We start from the raw sequence: 15,820 nt of genomic DNA, 5'->3' as shown, positions 1-15,820 counted from the left end.
TTTAAATATATCTTTTAACTTAAAATGAGTATATATTAAATTTGTAACAATTGAGAGGAGCTGATCGTTATTTTATCACAGGAAACCAGGGATATTGTCAAATCCACAGCACCCGTATTAGCCGAACATGGCACAACCATTACATCTGTGTTTTACCGGAATTTGTTCGAAGCCCATCCAGAACTTCTTAATGTATTTAACCATGCCAACCAGGCGCAAGGCCGCCAGCAGGCTGCACTTGCCAATGCGGTGTACGCAGCAGCCGTCCACATTGACAACCTTGAGAATATTCTGCCTGCGGTTGTCCAGATTGCACACAAGCATGTCAGTCTTGGCATTAAACCGGAGCATTACCCGATCGTCGGCGAATTTTTACTGAAAGCCATCAAGGAAGTGCTGGGTGATGCCGCCACAGATGACATTCTCAAAGCATGGGAAGAAGCCTACGGCGTCATCGCAGGTGCCTTTATCGGCGTTGAAGACAGCATGTACAAAGAAGCGCGGGAACAGGAAAATGGCTGGAACTTCTTCAAACCGTTCACTGTTGCGCGCAAAGTACAAGAAAGCACCAACATTACATCGTTCTACCTCAAACCGGCAGACGGTTCCAATGTACCGGATTATAAGCCAGGACAGTATATCTCTGTGCGTGTTCTAATCCCTGGGGAGAAGTACACCATGATCCGCCAGTACAGCCTTTCACAAGCACCAAAAGCGGATGAATTCCGCATTTCCGTGAAACGCGAAGCAGATAATGATCCGAATGGTGTCGTCTCGCTTTATCTTCATGAGCAGGTTGCAGAAGGAGATACCGTCGAAGTAAGCGCCCCGGCAGGTGAGTTTTTGCTGGATGCCACCAAAACAACGCCAGTGGCCTTTATCTCTGGTGGTGTAGGCATCACGCCGATGATAAGCATGTTCGAAACCGTTGCGGCAGCAACGCCGGAACGGCCGACTGTATTCCTGCATTCTGCGCGGAATGAAGCACTGGCCGCTTTCCGTAAAGATGTCGAGAAACATGCATCTGTTATGAGCAATGTTAAGACCAAAACCTTCTATTCCGGTGGTCCGGATGGCGTAATTACAGGTGAAGTCCTAAAGACATATGTAGACATTACAGGTGATGCTTATGTTTGCGGTCCGGTACCTTTTATGGAAGCGATGATTCGTGAACTGCATGCGCTCGGAATGAAAGAAGAACAAATTCATTATGAATTTTTCGGCCCCGCCCTGCAGTTGGACAACAACTAGTAATAAAACACATAGGCCGCTTCCCGGATCTTAGTCGATCTGGGGGCGGCCTGTATTTTATCGGGAAACAAGCCATTCAAGCAGGACGTTCGCATGATTATGAACGGGATCTTTTGCTCCATAGACCAAAGTAACCTCTTGTTCCAGCACCAGTTCATCAATCTTTGCAGCAAGTCTGCCGCGCTCCGGGTCTTCCTCCAGCTCCCTGATATAGCTGCTTGTAAATCCCGCAAACCGCCCTGGCTCATGGCCGAACCATTTTCGCAGCTCCGGGCTGGGGGCAATCTCCTTCATCCATTCGTCAATTGCGGATTTTTGTTTGGAAATGCCACGGGGCCACAGTCTGTCTACCAGTATCCGGTACCCATCCTCTGGCTCAGCTTTCTCATAAATCCGCTTCAGCCTGAGATGATTATTTTGTTTTTTATGCAGCACCATGATTAACGATCCTCCTTCCTTATGCACATAGCTGTTGCTTTTATCTCTCTGTTTTATCATCATATTATAAACAATCAAGGCTTATTAAGGATATAAATAAAAGCTTCGATTTGTAGTGCTAGTTTCCGGCAACTCCTCCATAAGAGAGAGCTTATTCAGGAATCTAAGTACGACACTCCTGAACAAGCTCAATTAGAAACCTTTCAATAAATCTACTTTATGATGTCCTGGCAATCGCTTAAGCGAGGCGAGGCTGGCCCAAGCCCAATTGAGCAGAGCCAATTCAGCACTACCTCATGCAGCACGTTGATGTTGTCTACCTGACAGTGTTCTAATCCGCCAAGTCGTCTATCTTCTATCGGGTAGAACGTCTTGTTTTTTGAACCCGCTTGCTCGTAATTCTTCAAGGCTTGTGTCAGGGGATTTGGCTGAACCAATATCTCTTCCGCTCCGTGCATTACAAGAAGCGGACATTCTATCTGGTGGAGCTTGCCCTCAAGATCATAGGCAAAACGCGGATTCCCCGCAAAATCCTCCAAGCTTTTTGCCCCTAGAATTCTCATGCCGTGTGCGGCCAGACTCGGCGGCATCCAATTAAGCATGGCACCCCAGTCGAAGGCGTGCGTACCGCCGTCGGAGATGACGGCAGCAATCCTGTGATCGAACGAAGCGAATCGCAGCGAGTCGTAAGCCGCAAAACTCTCCCCGTGCACGATAATCTTATCGGGATCGACTTCCGGCCGTGTTAGAAGAAAGTCGATTGCCCGGGAATGGAAAGCCTCACTATCCGCCCGTCTCCCCTTTCCTTTTTCGTACAGCGAGAGGCCGGTGCCAGGCTGGTCATAGACCAGAAAGTTATATCCACACGAAATGAAGGCGGGACCTAGCCAGAAATAATTTTCAATTGACCACTCATCGCCACCGTTAAGAGCAAAAAGAGTCGGCTTTGGACCTTTTATCCAGGAAGGGGAAAAGAAGTACCCCTCCAGCTTGACATCCTCGTAATCAACCTCAATCTTCTCCGGGCGGACATCGAAGTACTTTCCGGCAGCTTCGAAGAGTTCATTTACCTTCTTAAAGATACGGATTTTCTCGATGTCATCATCCATCACCGCATACTCTGCGATTCTGTAGTAATTGCAGGCGCGAATGTAGCAGTTTCGTGCTGTATACCAGTTTCCAGCTGTTTCGGCCTCCTTGCCGTGTCTTTCCAGTGCCTGGGCGGTTATGAGCCATTCCCTGTGCCACGTATCCTTATCATCGGGGTCGATTTTTTTGCAGGCCTCGTAGATCTCGGTGACGTCCGTAGCACCTAGGCTTGCCATACCCAAAGCTTTGGTGACTTGGTATGACATCATGTAGTTATTGGGCCAACGGCTGAACTCAATTGACATTGTAGCATTCTCCTTTTCCAGTTCTAGTGATTGTAGTTTTTTTACTACAAGTAATTTTTACAACACAAAGATAAAGCTTCTTTAAAAGAAAAATAAATGTTTATAAAGAGAATATAAAAAACTATAAACCGCTGAAAAAACAAAAAAGGCAGCTTCCCGGGTGTGTGTGGCAGCAGCCTTTAACTTTGTTGTAAAAGAATATGTGTGCAAAAATAAGGTCAGCGCTGTGCCGCCCGGGGAAGGCTAAATCTTATCCCCAAACCGCCATATTCGGAAGGGTAGGCAACAATTTCGCCACCGTGATGTTCAATAATGGATTTACAGCTTGCTAGACCCAGCCCCAGCCCGCCCTTTTGGATTTGCCGCGATTTATCCACAGTGAAAAATTTGAGGAACAGAGAAGAAATATCCTTATCCGGCACTCCAATCCCATTATCCTCGATTTGGAAATAGGCATAATGTCCTAGCGGGTATCCGGTCATATACACTTTCAGCTTATTCTTCCCTCCATATCTTACAGCATTGCTAAAGAGGTTGCCGAAAACCCGACGGATCATCGGTTCATTGACCATTAGTAATATATTGTCCGTGAATGAGTGGCGGCAAGTAAGCTCGTTGTCAAGTCCCGCCAGCTCGTACTCATATTCAAGGGCAATTTTTTCGAATAATTTTGATGCATTTACAGGTTTAGCTACCATGGATTCCAACTCCAGTTTTTCTTTGGTGAAGCTGGAGAAATCATTGATGAGTTCGACCATATATCCTGACTTCCTTTGAATCAATTCATAATATTCCTGCTTTTCCGTTTCTGGTAAGTCCTTGTGTGCAGCCAGCAGTTCAGTAAAACCGTTAATAGAGGTCAGGGGTGTTTTCAAATCGTGGGCGATTGCGGCAATCATATCGGTTTGCTCTCTGTGGGCGAGTTGAAGCCTATGCTCCATCTTATTGAAGTGCTTATAAAGTTCTCCGATCTCGTCATTCCTCCTCAAAGCTAGCGGAGGCATTGGATGTACAATATTTACTTCTTCCAGCCTGGTATTCAGAAGCTGAATGGGTTTCTCTATGCAAAAATGAATATAGATAATCAGAATAATAAATATGAAAAAGGCAATGCCAAATATGGGCAGGAGCAATGCAATATATCGTGAGTCCAGCAATGAACTGCGTATAGGGGAATATACTGCAAAGACAAGCTTCAGGTACATTCCAATTGAAAACATAAAAATTATAAGCATCAGCAGGAATAAGAGAGGAATTTTTATTTTCAGTTTCATACTATTGCTCTCTTTCCGTGTATTTATATCCTATGCCCCATATGGTTTTAATAAAGTCATATTCAGGACCAAGTTTCTTACGGATATTTTTTATATGGACCGTTACGGTATTTATTTCTCCGTATTCGTCTCCCCAGACGTTTTGATATATCTGCTCACGAGTCAATACATGATTGGGGTGACGCATAAGAATAGACAAAATTTGAAATTCCTTCGTTGATAAGTCGAGCTTCCTGCTATGCAGGAATGCTTCAAACGTCTTATCGTTCAAAATGAGCGGAGCATCCGCCTTTTCGTTACTGGTACTAAGTTCATCCCACTCTTTAAACAGCCTGTCCACTTTTCTGAAGTGGGCCTTTATCCTGGAGGCAAGCTCCCGAATACTGAAAGGTTTGGTCATGTAATCGTCTGCTCCTATTTCAAGCCCGACGATTTTGTCAATGTCCTTATCACGCGCACTTAAAAACAAAATTGGAACATTATAAGATTTTCGGATACTTCTGCAGACATCAAGTCCATCCATATCAGGCATCACTATATCAAGAACGATGAAATCAATGTGGTTTTCTTCCAATGCAGATAAGGCTTCTTTCCCGGAACATGCCGAAATTATTGCAAATTGCTCGTACCTTAAACTCTTTGTGATGAGTTTTACGATTTCTTCATCGTCGTCTACAACTAATATCGTTTTTGGCATCTTTATACCTCCCAACCTCTTTAAATGGATCTTGTTGATGCAATTCCCAGTGCACCGCATTCTGTTATACCTCATCGTCGGTTGGATACTGGGCTGTAAGCGTCTGTTTCATTTTCGCCGATGGCTTGCCGGAGTTCTATTCGTATCCCCCTGTTAATACGGGCTTTCGAAATTCCGGATAATGTCTAATTCGCGGACTCTGTAGAATATCCTTTATATAAACATTACTTCTATATGGGGATTGACCGTAACTAAAGAGAATGTTTGGACTTCCAACCGCTGTAGAATCCGCTCATCCTCCTCCTCCCTGTTCACCCGATGCAATTTCATAGTAGGATATAGTAGTATTATCTTTCCTGTACATCTGAACAAATCAATGCATAGAAATTAGACATGTTAAAAAAGTCGCGTTTTCGTCCTAGCTACTAGACACGCTGCAGAAAAAAACAAACCCTTCAGCATGTTTTAGTTCGGTGGGTTATATCAGCATATAAAGAAGAAAAGCCAATCCTAACAATGGATTTGGCTTTTCTTAAGATAGAATTCCCCTTTTATATAGACCGTTAAGAAATCATTTGACATACGTCAGAAAAATCTGTATTAATTGTCCACTCTAAACGTCTAACCCATTCGTTTTGAACTTCTACAGGAGCATTACTTACCCTTATAAGGATATTCAATACTTTATATAAACAACATGCTTTTAATTGTTCTGACGAAATGGTTAAGGGATAATGGGATAGGTTTTCATTTATAAATGCTGTATTCAGTAAAAGTGCTTTTTCAGAGTAATGAAGCTTTGTAAACCAACATACCCAAGCTATATCATTCAAAGGATTTCCCCATTCAGCCCTACATAATATCTCCTTTGACTGCTTAGTTAGTTCAACTGGTACGTATTTCAAATCTAAATCCGCATCCTTTAACATAGCAATATTACTTTTTCTTATCCCTTTGCCATTTTCATTAAAGTGGTTTGTATGTATTAGAGTGTCCATGAATACCATTCTTATAGTCCATTAATACAATTCTCATATTAGAAATGTCCAATACATCATGAATGATAGGTATAACTCCCGACCCCTGTAAAAAATTCAAACAATTTACCTCATTAGCCACTAATAATGGATTAGTACCCTCGATAAGAAATGTAAGATTAGTGTATCCGCCTGTAAGACGGATCAAATTCACTTTTCCAAATCTTCCATTTAATTTTTCCGTTATTTCTTCTATCATAACTCCAGATGTAACAATCTCGTTTAGGGTTATCCAGCGAACCTCTGGATTCTATAAACCACGGGTGTTCGTCACTTATATGATTGATCACCAAGTCCATAATAAGTTTCACATGCCGCAGTGATGAACTTCATTTAGTAATTGATCAAAGTCCGCCATCGTGCCGAATTCAGCCATGATGGAACAGTAATCACTGATGTCATAACCATTATCATCGTTGGGTGCCTTATACATCGGGCAGATCCATATCAGATCAATACCGGATCTTGAATATAATAGCAGTTTTGAGGACTAAACTTTATTTAACGTATTATGCTTTATCATGGCTAAGGTACATTCTTGCTTCGTATGGACGCAATTCGCTCTCCGTCATATCACCTGTATAATTGCATATCAACAGCTGATTCGTCTGTGCCAATTGTCCCTGAAGCGGGAGTTCGGTCGTATATCCTTTGAAATTGCATACGACAAGAATTTTGGTACCATCCAATGTTCGGGTATATGCAAACACGTCTTGATTCTCTGGAAAGATCAGCTCATATTCACCATATACGATTACTTCATGATCTTTCCTTAATTGAATTAACTTCCGGTAATAATGGAATATGGATTCGGGGTTATTCAAACTTTGTTCGGCATGGATGTGCTTATAATTCGGATTCACCTTAATCCATGGTTCCCCTCGTGTAAAACCAGCGTTATCGGAAGTATCCCATTGCATAGGTGTTCGTGCGTTATCGCGTCCTTTGGCGTAGATGGACTCCATAATGTTGCGTTCAGGATAACCTTTCCCCATTCTTTCCTTATAAAAATTGAGCAATTCTATATCCCGATAATCTTCAATAGCATATTGAACATTCGTCATGCCCAATTCTTCACCCTGATAAATGTATGGCGTACCTTGCATGCCATGAAGAAGGGTGGCCAACATTTTAGCTGATTCGATCCTGAATTCTCCATCATTTCCCCAACGTGAAACGATTCGTGGCAAGTCGTGGTTATTCCAGAATAAACTGTTCCAGGCGTCACCCTTGAGCTCCGTCTGCCATTTGGACAGCACTTTTTTTAATGACATAACATCTAAAGGCTTTAGATCCCACTTTCCTTTGCCTTCTTGTTCATCCAAGCCGATGTGTTCAAATTGAAATACCATTGAAAACTCACTGCCGTCCGGGTTGCTGTACAGTTTGGCGATTTCCGGAGTGGCGCCCCATGTTTCTCCAACGGTTAGCAGGTCTTCCGCTTTTTGAAACGTCGCTTTGCTCAGTTCCCTGATATATTTATGCAGATTAGGCCCGTTTCCCGTAATCTTCAAATCCGGTTCTTTACCGATTAAGTCGATCACATCAAGTCGAAAACCACCAACACCCTTGTCGATCCACCAATAGATCATGTTGTATATCTCCTGTCGGACTTTGGGGTTTTCCCAGTTAAGATCCGGCTGTTTTACAGAAAATAGATGTAAATAATATTGCCCGATCTCAGGCACCCATTCCCAGGCTGAGCCACCGAATGTGGACCCTAAGTCGTTCGGAGGCGTTCCTTCAACGCCATCTCTCCAGACGTAGTAGTCATGGTACGGATTGTCTTTGCTTTTTTTGGATTCTTGAAACCAAGGGTGTTCATCCGATGTATGGTTCAACACCAAATCCATAATGATCCGAATGTCTCGTTTCCCGGCTTCATGAATTAACGTTTCCATATCTTCCAAAGACCCAAACATCGGATCGATATCCTGATAATCTGAAATATCATACCCATAATCATCTTGAGGGGACTTGCAAACGGGTGATAACCAAATCGCACCGATGCCGAGTTCCTGCAAATAATCCAATCGGGACACAATGCCCTCCAAGTCGCCGATTCCATCTCCGTTACTATCTTGAAAGCTCCGTGGATATATTTGATATACTACGGTTTCTTTCCACCATTTTTTATTTTTCATGTTTCATTCAACCTCTCTTTCACACGAAACGTGGTTTATTTTCATCAACTCACAGCATCTCGTTATTCTTTGACGGATCCTACGACAATGCCAGTCACAAAGTATTTTTGCAGCAGCGGATAAATCAGCAATAGCGGGATGACAGCGACTACGATTTTGGCCGCATTCAGGTTTTTTTTCGAAATTTCAGTCAGGTTGCTGAGCTCACTGGAATTCGTGCCGGCTTGAAGCAAATCGGCAATATTCACGTTAAGGGACTGAATATAGGTCATTAGCGGATAATTGCTGACTTTGGTCATATAGATCAAACCGCTGAAGAAGTCATTCCATGTACCCACGATACTGAATAGAGCGACTGTTGCCAGCGCAGGAATGGACACAGGAACATACACTTTGAACAAGACCTGGAGCGGATTCGCCCCATCGATGAACGCTGCTTCTTCAAGCGCTTTAGGTACAGCGGAGAAGAAGTTCATCACGAGGATGACACTGAATATCGGGACAGCGCCTGGCAGAACAAGTGCCCAAATCGTATTCAACATATCCAGGTTTTTGATCAGCAGGTAACTCGGAATCATGCCTCCACTGAACAACATGGCAAAAATCATAATATTCATATAAATGTTTCTGCCTTTAAAATCCCTTTTCGATTTGGATAACGGATAAGCCATCAAAATAATCAGAGTCATGTTAAGCACAAGGGTAAGCGCGACACGTAGAACAGATATGCCAAAGGAACGCCAGAACTGTGGATCATCAATAATTTTAGTATACGCTGCAGTTGTAAAATTGACCGGAACGAGACCTACAGCATTCGCTGATACCGCCTCGCTGCTACTGAATGAAATGGCAACGATATTCCATAACGGAAGAAGGCAGGCCAATGCCAGCATGATGACGATGGCATAGATGACAAACCGGCCAATTCGATCTTTTAAGTTTGCAGAATAGGACACAGGTTTCGCCTCCTTAGAATATTTTCCGGTCCGTATATTTTTTGGCCAACTGGTTGGCAGACAAGAGTAAAACAATGCCGATCACGGACTTGAACAAGCCAACAGCCGTACCGAAGCTATACTGTCGCCCAACGAGACCGATCCTGTAGACATAGGTATCCAGAATATCGCCCGACTCATAGACAACCGGGTTATACAGATTATAGATTTGATCGAAACCGGCGCTCAAAATATTGGTCAGGCTCATTACACCCATGAGCAGAATAATAGGGAGCATGCCCGGCAACGTAATATGCCATACTTTTCTCCACCAACTGGCTCCATCCATTCCTGCCGCTTCATACATACCGGGATCAATCGACGTAATAGCAGCCAAATAGACGATGGAACTGTAACCAAACTCCTTCCACACGTCTGTTCCGATAATCAGTGGCTGGAACCAGGTGTTGCTGCCAAGGAAATTAATATTTTCCAGGCCAAAGAACGCCAACATTTGATTCACAATTCCGTCCAAACTGAACATGTTGACAACGACGGATGCCAGTACAACCCAAGATAGAAAGTGCGGCAGATAAACAATCGTCTGCACAGATTTTTTTACGTATTTAATACGAATTTCATTTAACAAAACGGAAAAAATGATGGCCATCATCGTTCCGAGCAGAATCTTGCCAATAGCAATCACCAAGGTATTGCTGACGACCTGCGCGATATCCGGCAGCTTAAACATATAAATAAAATGCTTCAGCCCTACAAATTCGGAGCCGAACATGCCCTTGGCGGGTATATAGTCCTGAAAAGCCGTAATGATGCCGACCATTGGAACATAGCTGAATACAAGCAAAAACAAAATGCCTGGCAGCATCATCATATGGTACATGGCACCAGCGCCAAGCCGGCCCCTTGCTTTCAAATTCCCCTGTTTCATGGATGAACCCCTTTCTTCAAGAAAGGCTGCGTATCGCAGCCCTGCCACTGTTCATGATGTTTATTGTTTTGATGCGACCTCGTCTTCAATTTCCTGAATGATTTGATCACCACCTTGTTTCTTCCAATTGCTGACGAATGTATCGAAGTAATCGAGCGGTTCTGAACCGGTCACGATTTTGATAAATGATTCCTGCTCCAACTTCGTCAGATTGGCCCACGTCTGTTTCATGCTTGATGTAGTTCCAGAGAAAGCAGGTGTCATCCAGACGAATTTTTTTTCCTGTGTCAGTTTGTCGATCAGTCCAACTCCGTTGATCCGCGAATGATATTTCGACCAAGCAGTCGCGTCATCCGTATCCATGTCGCTTAAATAGGTTTTGATGCTTCCGATATTGTTCTTCGATTCGGTTGTACGAACCTCATCCAGGCCAATCTCTCCTTTAATCCCACGAACGACGTCAGAGTAATCATCCAGCAGCGATGTAGCCGAGTTGACTTCGATATTAAAAGGTCTCGTAGAACCGTCTACCCCGGTCTCTTGATACTTGGCAGCTTCCGGCATGGTTGCTGCGGCATCTTTATCATTAGCCAGTTTATCGTAGAACAGGTTTACAATCTTAACGGCCAGCTCAGGGTGTTCATATCCTTTTTTCACCACGATAAACTGATTGGATGGATTGGCATGTGCCACGTTGACATTGCCGTCTGCATCCTCCAACGTATACGCCGAGAATTTTGCATTTTTATCCATCTGCTTCACGCTGATCAGTCCCCAGTCAGGGATATGCCACGGTCCAAAAGCGATACCGCTTTGGCCATTGGTGTAGAGTGCAGTAATGTCATCAAACGTGCGGGTCCCAAATTGCGGGTCAATGATGCCATTCTTGAACCAATCCGCCATGATGCCCAGCATTTGCTTGGTTTCTTCTGTCGTGGAACCATACACGATTTTGCCCTCTTCACTATTCATCCAATATTGCGGGAACGCTCCCTCGGTTGAGGCAACACCCAGCATGGTATAAGCAGAGCCATTATAATCTGTTGTATTCAGCGTGTTCACAAATGGAATACCTACCGGGTTCCCGGATTGGCCAGGATCTCTTTTCAGGAATTCCAGCGCTGTTTTCTCCACTTCATCCAGCGAGATGGTCCCGTCTCCGTCTGCATCAAGTTGAATTCCCAGCAGATCCAGCCAATCTTGACGGACCCAAACCATCGTTGGTGCGGAATCCAGGGAAGTCGCCGGTAGGCCCATCAAACGTCCATCGATCGTCGCATTGTCTAATGCACGGCCATCATAGGAATCGTACATCTGCTTGATGTTATCCGTAGCATATTGATCATAAATGGCTGTCAGATCCTCAATCAGATCATTATCCACCAGTTCTTTCAGTTCATCTTTGGAATCGACGCGCATCATGTCAGGCAATTCCCCGGAGGCGATGGCGAGCGAAACTTGACGGCTATAATCTTCACCATTGGCTTCAAATTGATCTGTAATCTGAGCGTTAAACGTGTCTTTGACCAGCCGAGTATACGCGTTGTTCTCATAGGTATCTCCAGCCGGCAGTTTCGGGTTGGCTGTGGTCACCCGTCCCATGGTTACGGTGATTTCGTCTTTATAGGCACTGAACGGATCTCCCGGCGTTACCTCATATTTGCCTGCTTCCTCTGCAGTAGGAGGATTGGAAGAGTCTCCACATGCCGCGAGTGTTGCAACCATCAAGGCAGACATGGACAGCACGGCCAGTCGCTTCGTCAACCGTTTGCTTTTCATGGACCATTTTGTTCTCATCTAGTTCGATTCCCCTTTATTCTGATATCAATTTTGTTTACGCTTTCATTATAAAATGGATTGAAGACCAATCGAGATAGGGATTGCACGTCCGTTTGGATAGAGATATGGTTACAGTTTTCAGTCGGTAATATAATACATTGGTTAGCTTGTGAGCATATACCCTACCTACTGACCTACATTCGTCTATCTATCCTTATTCTTGATCAAAAACAAAGGCCAGCAGCTCCTAAAACAGGAAGCTGTCGGCCTTCATTTATCAAAAATCGATAAAATGTCTTTCGTATCATTTACATGACAGCCTACAACGATCATGGAATACGGTCACTTTTCTCATAAAATGGATGTTCGGTCATTGGGAAGATATCCGCTATTTATTTCCTCTGCCTAGCTGCCGATACTCGCTTGGCAGAAGACCTGTCAGTTCACGGAAAATCCGGCTGAAATATTTTTCATCCGTATAACCTACTCGCTCCGCAATCCAGAAAATCGTGTTGTTCGTATTGAGCAAATACTCTTTGGACTTCTCTACCCGGATGAACCGGGAGTACTCATTAAAGGTTTTCCCCATCAGATCTTTGAAACATTGACTGAAATAGCTTCGGCTGATGTTGAGTTGTTGGGAGAGACCTGAAGCTGTATATGCCTGCTCCAAATCATGTTGCACGATCATCACCGCTTTTTTCACGGCATCGATGATTTCCGGTGAATATGAAGTCTGTTCATCGGTCTTTCGAATGCCTGCAGCAGTCTGCTTGATCCACTCTTCGACCTCGAACCAGGACTCGAAAGAATGGATCATGGAGATTCTTCCAAGCGTAGTTTGGGCAAAAAGGTGGTTCCACTCCATAACGATCGAGTACAGCAATCCCATCAACTGACCTTTATGTAATCGTAATGATTTGAACTGGTCAATAAGTTGGTTGTAGTAACTGTCATGATGGGTCCATAGTGTTTGGAACCAACTTTGCTTAATCCGGTCAATGTCCTCATCCTGCGGTTCTTTTGAAAATATGTCTCCCTCTTTCATCGAAACGGGAATGACTTGGTCACTGGGGTTGTACGCATAGAATAAAGACGTCTCTGTATAATTCATAATCCAGTTTTTGATTTGCGACCACGTTCGCTCTTGTACATCAGACAAAACCAACAACGTACTTTGGGGGACTTGATTCAGGGATTCCTTTAATTGATGAAAAAGTTGATCCTCTTCGTACTGGGGTACTGCCCACATCCAGCTATTCCGCTCAACCTCCCACCTTATCTCATCTTCATGCGCAGTTAGCTCCATTGTCCACGTATGTTCTGATTTGCGATCCAGTGAAACAAGTGCATACACATTTCGATAATGGACATTAATTACATTCTGTGAAGGCATCTTTATTTTCGTGTTCGTCAACCCGTTAATTCGGGTATGTATCCGATGCAGAACATGTTCGAATTGCTCTTTTTCCAGCTGGACTTTGGCTATATAGTCGATGGCTCCCAGCCTGAGCGCTTCCTGGATATAATCGAAATCCTGATGCAGTGTTAACACAACGATATGAAGTTCCGGATAGAGCCGCCTCGCAGCATGCATCAGTTCAATCCCTGACATTACCGGCATGGCAAGATCCGTCAACATTAGATCGACCGGTTGGGATTTCAGAAAATCCAGTGCTTTCGCCCCGTTACTTGCTTCTCCTACAACTTCCATGTTGAACTCGTTCCATGGCATCGCAGAGCTAATGCCTTTGCGTACCAGCTTATCGTCATCCACAATCAATACCTTAATCATGCCGAGATATCTTCTCCTTTAATAGGCAATATGAGCAGTATGCTTGTCCCCGTTCCCACTTCACTCTCGATCACCAGTTGTGCTTGATCCCCGTACTGTGCCTTCAACATACGGTGAACGTAATTGAGTCCTATACCCATCCCTACTTTTTGTTGTTCAGCTACACGATTGTTCAGCAGTTTATGAATGGCTTCCTCGGTCATGCCTGCACCATTATCTTGTATCATAATGTTCAACGTTTCAGTGCGTGTAACTTCAATTTGAATAAAACCTTCGTCACTCAGTCCATGATATAGCGAATTTTCAACCAGCGGTTGCAAAATAAAGCGAGGCACAGGAATTTGAAGCACTTGTTCATCTGCAGTAATGCGGACATCAAATTCAAAGTCATATCGAATTTGCTGCAAAATCAGATACTGCCTTAACGCATCAATTTCCTCTTCCATCGTGGATACTTGCCCTAATTTGCCCAAATTGTAATACAACAGCTTGTTCAAGGACTGCACCAGCTTGTCGATCTCCCCTTGTCCGTTCATGACGGCCAGCCAGTGCACCGTATCCAGTGTATTCATCAGAAAGTGCGGGTTGATCTGATAGAGCAGTTTTTCCACTTCCAGGTCTGCACGAATCTTCTCTTTCTGCTGCACTTCCTTGAAGAGGTCACCGATTTGATGCTGCATATTGGAAAATTCACCCAGCAGAAAATCAAATTCGGGAATCTGAGTTCGAGCTCGGCTCCCTGTCGATTGTGGATTCTTGGACATCCCATTGATTTCGGAATGGAAGAGTCCGAGTGGTTTGTAGACCATCTTCCACAGAAGCCAAGCAAGAAATACGGTAAAACCAAGGAAAAATAAAGCGACCAGCAATATTTGAAGCAGCCACTGGTTTTTCTCCTGTTGATATTGAGCCTGTGAAATGACCGATACGACACTCCATTTCTGTGAGGAATCCTCTTTAAACCAGTGGTACCCGCGGTATATTCCGTCCTTCACAGGGTCGACTGTTAAGCTGGAGAAATTCTCCCCGACCTTCATGGCTTCCGGTATTTCACTGTACACAATGTTGCCTTCTCCATCCAGGATCAGATGAGATAAAGCGCCGTTGTATTGATTGTAACCCAAGATATCCTCTGTAAGACGAAAGCCGGATTCTACGTAAATGTACGCATCGTCCCTTTTGGGAAGTTGTACTCTTCGCATAGCAGACAGAACAAGTTTGTCATCGAATCGATTCATGCTGATATGGGGACCATAGTACTTAATTCCATAGGTTTGGAAGAGCACAGGCAAAGACTCAGGAGAAAAACGATCCTTGACCGGAAAGTTACCGAACTGCGTAGTGCCTTCTTTCTGGAAGTAATATAAGGTCAAACCGATATTTGGATTGGTAAACGTGACAACGCTTAATCCGCTCTTTAATTCGTCCCTGGCATCGATCAATTCGAAGATATCGGAGGACGGATTCAAAAATTCATCCATCCTTTTGCCTACAGTGCCACTGTAAGACAATTGCTGCGTAACGTGATTCAGATTGGTGATTGAATTCTCCAATGAGGATGTCACCTGCTGTAAATTGCTACGGATGCCATCATCGATCTTATTTGCGAAAATGGAGTCAATGGTATAGTAAGAAATTGCAAATATGCTGATAAAGGGGATAAACGCACTGAGAAAGAACAATAAAAAGATTCTTTTTTTAAGTGTCATTTTGACCTGTTCTCCTTCTAAAAATGAAACAACAAGCTCCTACTTATGGAAGCTTGCTGTGAATATACATACAGCTATACCGATTATCGTTTTCCTCATAGCCCTCGGCCATTTTGAAGCATGTCGGCATTTCAATCCATTCAGGAGGGCACAAATCAGGACAATCTGTCTGTGTCCTGTCCAAGTCCAATTTTCTTTCATAATTATAGATTGATATTCAAATTAGTCAAACACTTTCATACTGAACGGTGCCACAATGCTGCCCGTTAGCCAACCATGCAGCGCAAAATCAGCGCTGCATCACAGAGAATGAAAATTTTAGCTCGGTATTTTATACTGGAAGTACGGCTGGGAGAGGAAGGTCGATGAACTATGGTGCGATTAGAGCCCATCCGCTAGTCTGACTCCAACGACCACG

13 protein-coding genes and 1 pseudogene are annotated in these 15,820 nt (G+C 43.9%); 1 reads left to right on the top strand and 13 read right to left on the bottom strand.

What is annotated here, in order from left to right:
* Positions 1–69 precede the first annotated feature (69 nt).
* A complete protein-coding gene (gene hmpA, locus NST99_RS16500) occupies positions 70–1,251 on the top strand; it encodes an NO-inducible flavohemoprotein (RefSeq protein WP_341097667.1) in 1,182 nt (393 codons plus the stop codon).
* Between the two features lie 57 nt (positions 1,252–1,308).
* On the opposite strand, the gene NST99_RS16495 is transcribed toward hmpA, so the two are convergent.
* The 13 genes and pseudogenes from NST99_RS16495 to NST99_RS16435 form a co-directional block, all read right to left on the bottom strand.
* The gene (locus tag NST99_RS16495; RefSeq protein WP_341093132.1) at positions 1,309–1,689 is read right to left on the bottom strand and encodes a DUF488 domain-containing protein; all 381 of its coding nucleotides are present in this window, start codon (positions 1,687–1,689) and stop codon (positions 1,309–1,311) included.
* A 212-nt stretch (positions 1,690–1,901) separates the two neighbouring features.
* Positions 1,902–3,083 carry an alpha/beta hydrolase family protein gene (locus tag NST99_RS16490; RefSeq protein WP_341093130.1) on the bottom strand — a complete coding sequence of 394 codons (1,182 nt, stop codon included), beginning with the start codon at positions 3,081–3,083 and terminating at the stop codon, positions 1,902–1,904.
* Positions 3,084–3,301: 218 nt separating this feature from the next.
* Positions 3,302–4,357 (bottom strand): HAMP domain-containing sensor histidine kinase, encoded by a 1,056-nt coding sequence (locus NST99_RS16485; RefSeq protein WP_341093128.1) that lies wholly within the window; start codon positions 4,355–4,357, stop codon positions 3,302–3,304.
* Between the two features lies 1 nt (position 4,358).
* Positions 4,359–5,054 (bottom strand): response regulator transcription factor, encoded by a 696-nt coding sequence (locus NST99_RS16480; protein ID WP_341093126.1) that lies wholly within the window; start codon positions 5,052–5,054, stop codon positions 4,359–4,361.
* A gap of 563 nt (positions 5,055–5,617) precedes the next feature.
* Entirely contained in the window at positions 5,618–6,052 is a 435-nt protein-coding gene (locus NST99_RS16475; protein WP_341093125.1) for a hypothetical protein, read from the bottom strand.
* The gene (locus NST99_RS16470) at positions 6,021–6,290 is read right to left on the bottom strand and encodes a hypothetical protein (RefSeq protein ID WP_341097837.1); all 270 of its coding nucleotides are present in this window, start codon (positions 6,288–6,290) and stop codon (positions 6,021–6,023) included. The genes NST99_RS16475 and NST99_RS16470 overlap by 32 nt, the downstream gene beginning before the upstream one ends.
* Positions 6,256–6,551: pseudogene (locus tag NST99_RS16465) on the bottom strand (alpha-amylase family glycosyl hydrolase); the annotation flags it as partial. The gene NST99_RS16470 and the pseudogene NST99_RS16465, both read right to left, overlap by 35 nt.
* 49 nt (positions 6,552–6,600) lie before the next feature.
* Positions 6,601–8,235, bottom strand: coding sequence for a glycoside hydrolase family 13 protein (locus NST99_RS16460; protein ID WP_341093122.1), 1,635 nt, complete (start codon positions 8,233–8,235; stop codon positions 6,601–6,603).
* 62 nt (positions 8,236–8,297) lie between these two features.
* A complete protein-coding gene (locus NST99_RS16455) occupies positions 8,298–9,191 on the bottom strand; it encodes a carbohydrate ABC transporter permease (RefSeq protein WP_038591843.1) in 894 nt (297 codons plus the stop codon).
* 13 nt (positions 9,192–9,204) lie between these two features.
* Entirely contained in the window at positions 9,205–10,119 is a 915-nt protein-coding gene (locus tag NST99_RS16450) for an ABC transporter permease (RefSeq protein ID WP_341093120.1), read from the bottom strand.
* A 60-nt stretch (positions 10,120–10,179) separates the two neighbouring features.
* Positions 10,180–11,916, bottom strand: a complete 1,737-nt coding sequence (locus NST99_RS16445; RefSeq protein ID WP_341093119.1) for a sugar ABC transporter substrate-binding protein — start codon at positions 11,914–11,916, stop codon at positions 10,180–10,182.
* A gap of 370 nt (positions 11,917–12,286) precedes the next feature.
* Positions 12,287–13,693 (bottom strand): response regulator transcription factor, encoded by a 1,407-nt coding sequence (locus tag NST99_RS16440; protein ID WP_341093118.1) that lies wholly within the window; start codon positions 13,691–13,693, stop codon positions 12,287–12,289.
* Positions 13,690–15,402, bottom strand: a complete 1,713-nt coding sequence (locus NST99_RS16435) for a sensor histidine kinase (RefSeq protein WP_341093117.1) — start codon at positions 15,400–15,402, stop codon at positions 13,690–13,692. Before NST99_RS16435 ends, NST99_RS16440 begins: the two co-directional genes overlap by 4 nt.
* Positions 15,403–15,820 lie beyond the last annotated feature (418 nt).

The organism is Paenibacillus sp. FSL L8-0470 (genome assembly GCF_038008625.1).
In the GTDB taxonomy this organism is placed as follows: Bacteria; Bacillota; Bacilli; order Paenibacillales; family Paenibacillaceae; genus Paenibacillus_AQ.
Note: the sequence above shows the minus strand (reverse complement) of the source record. Positions and strands in the feature narration are given on the sequence as shown.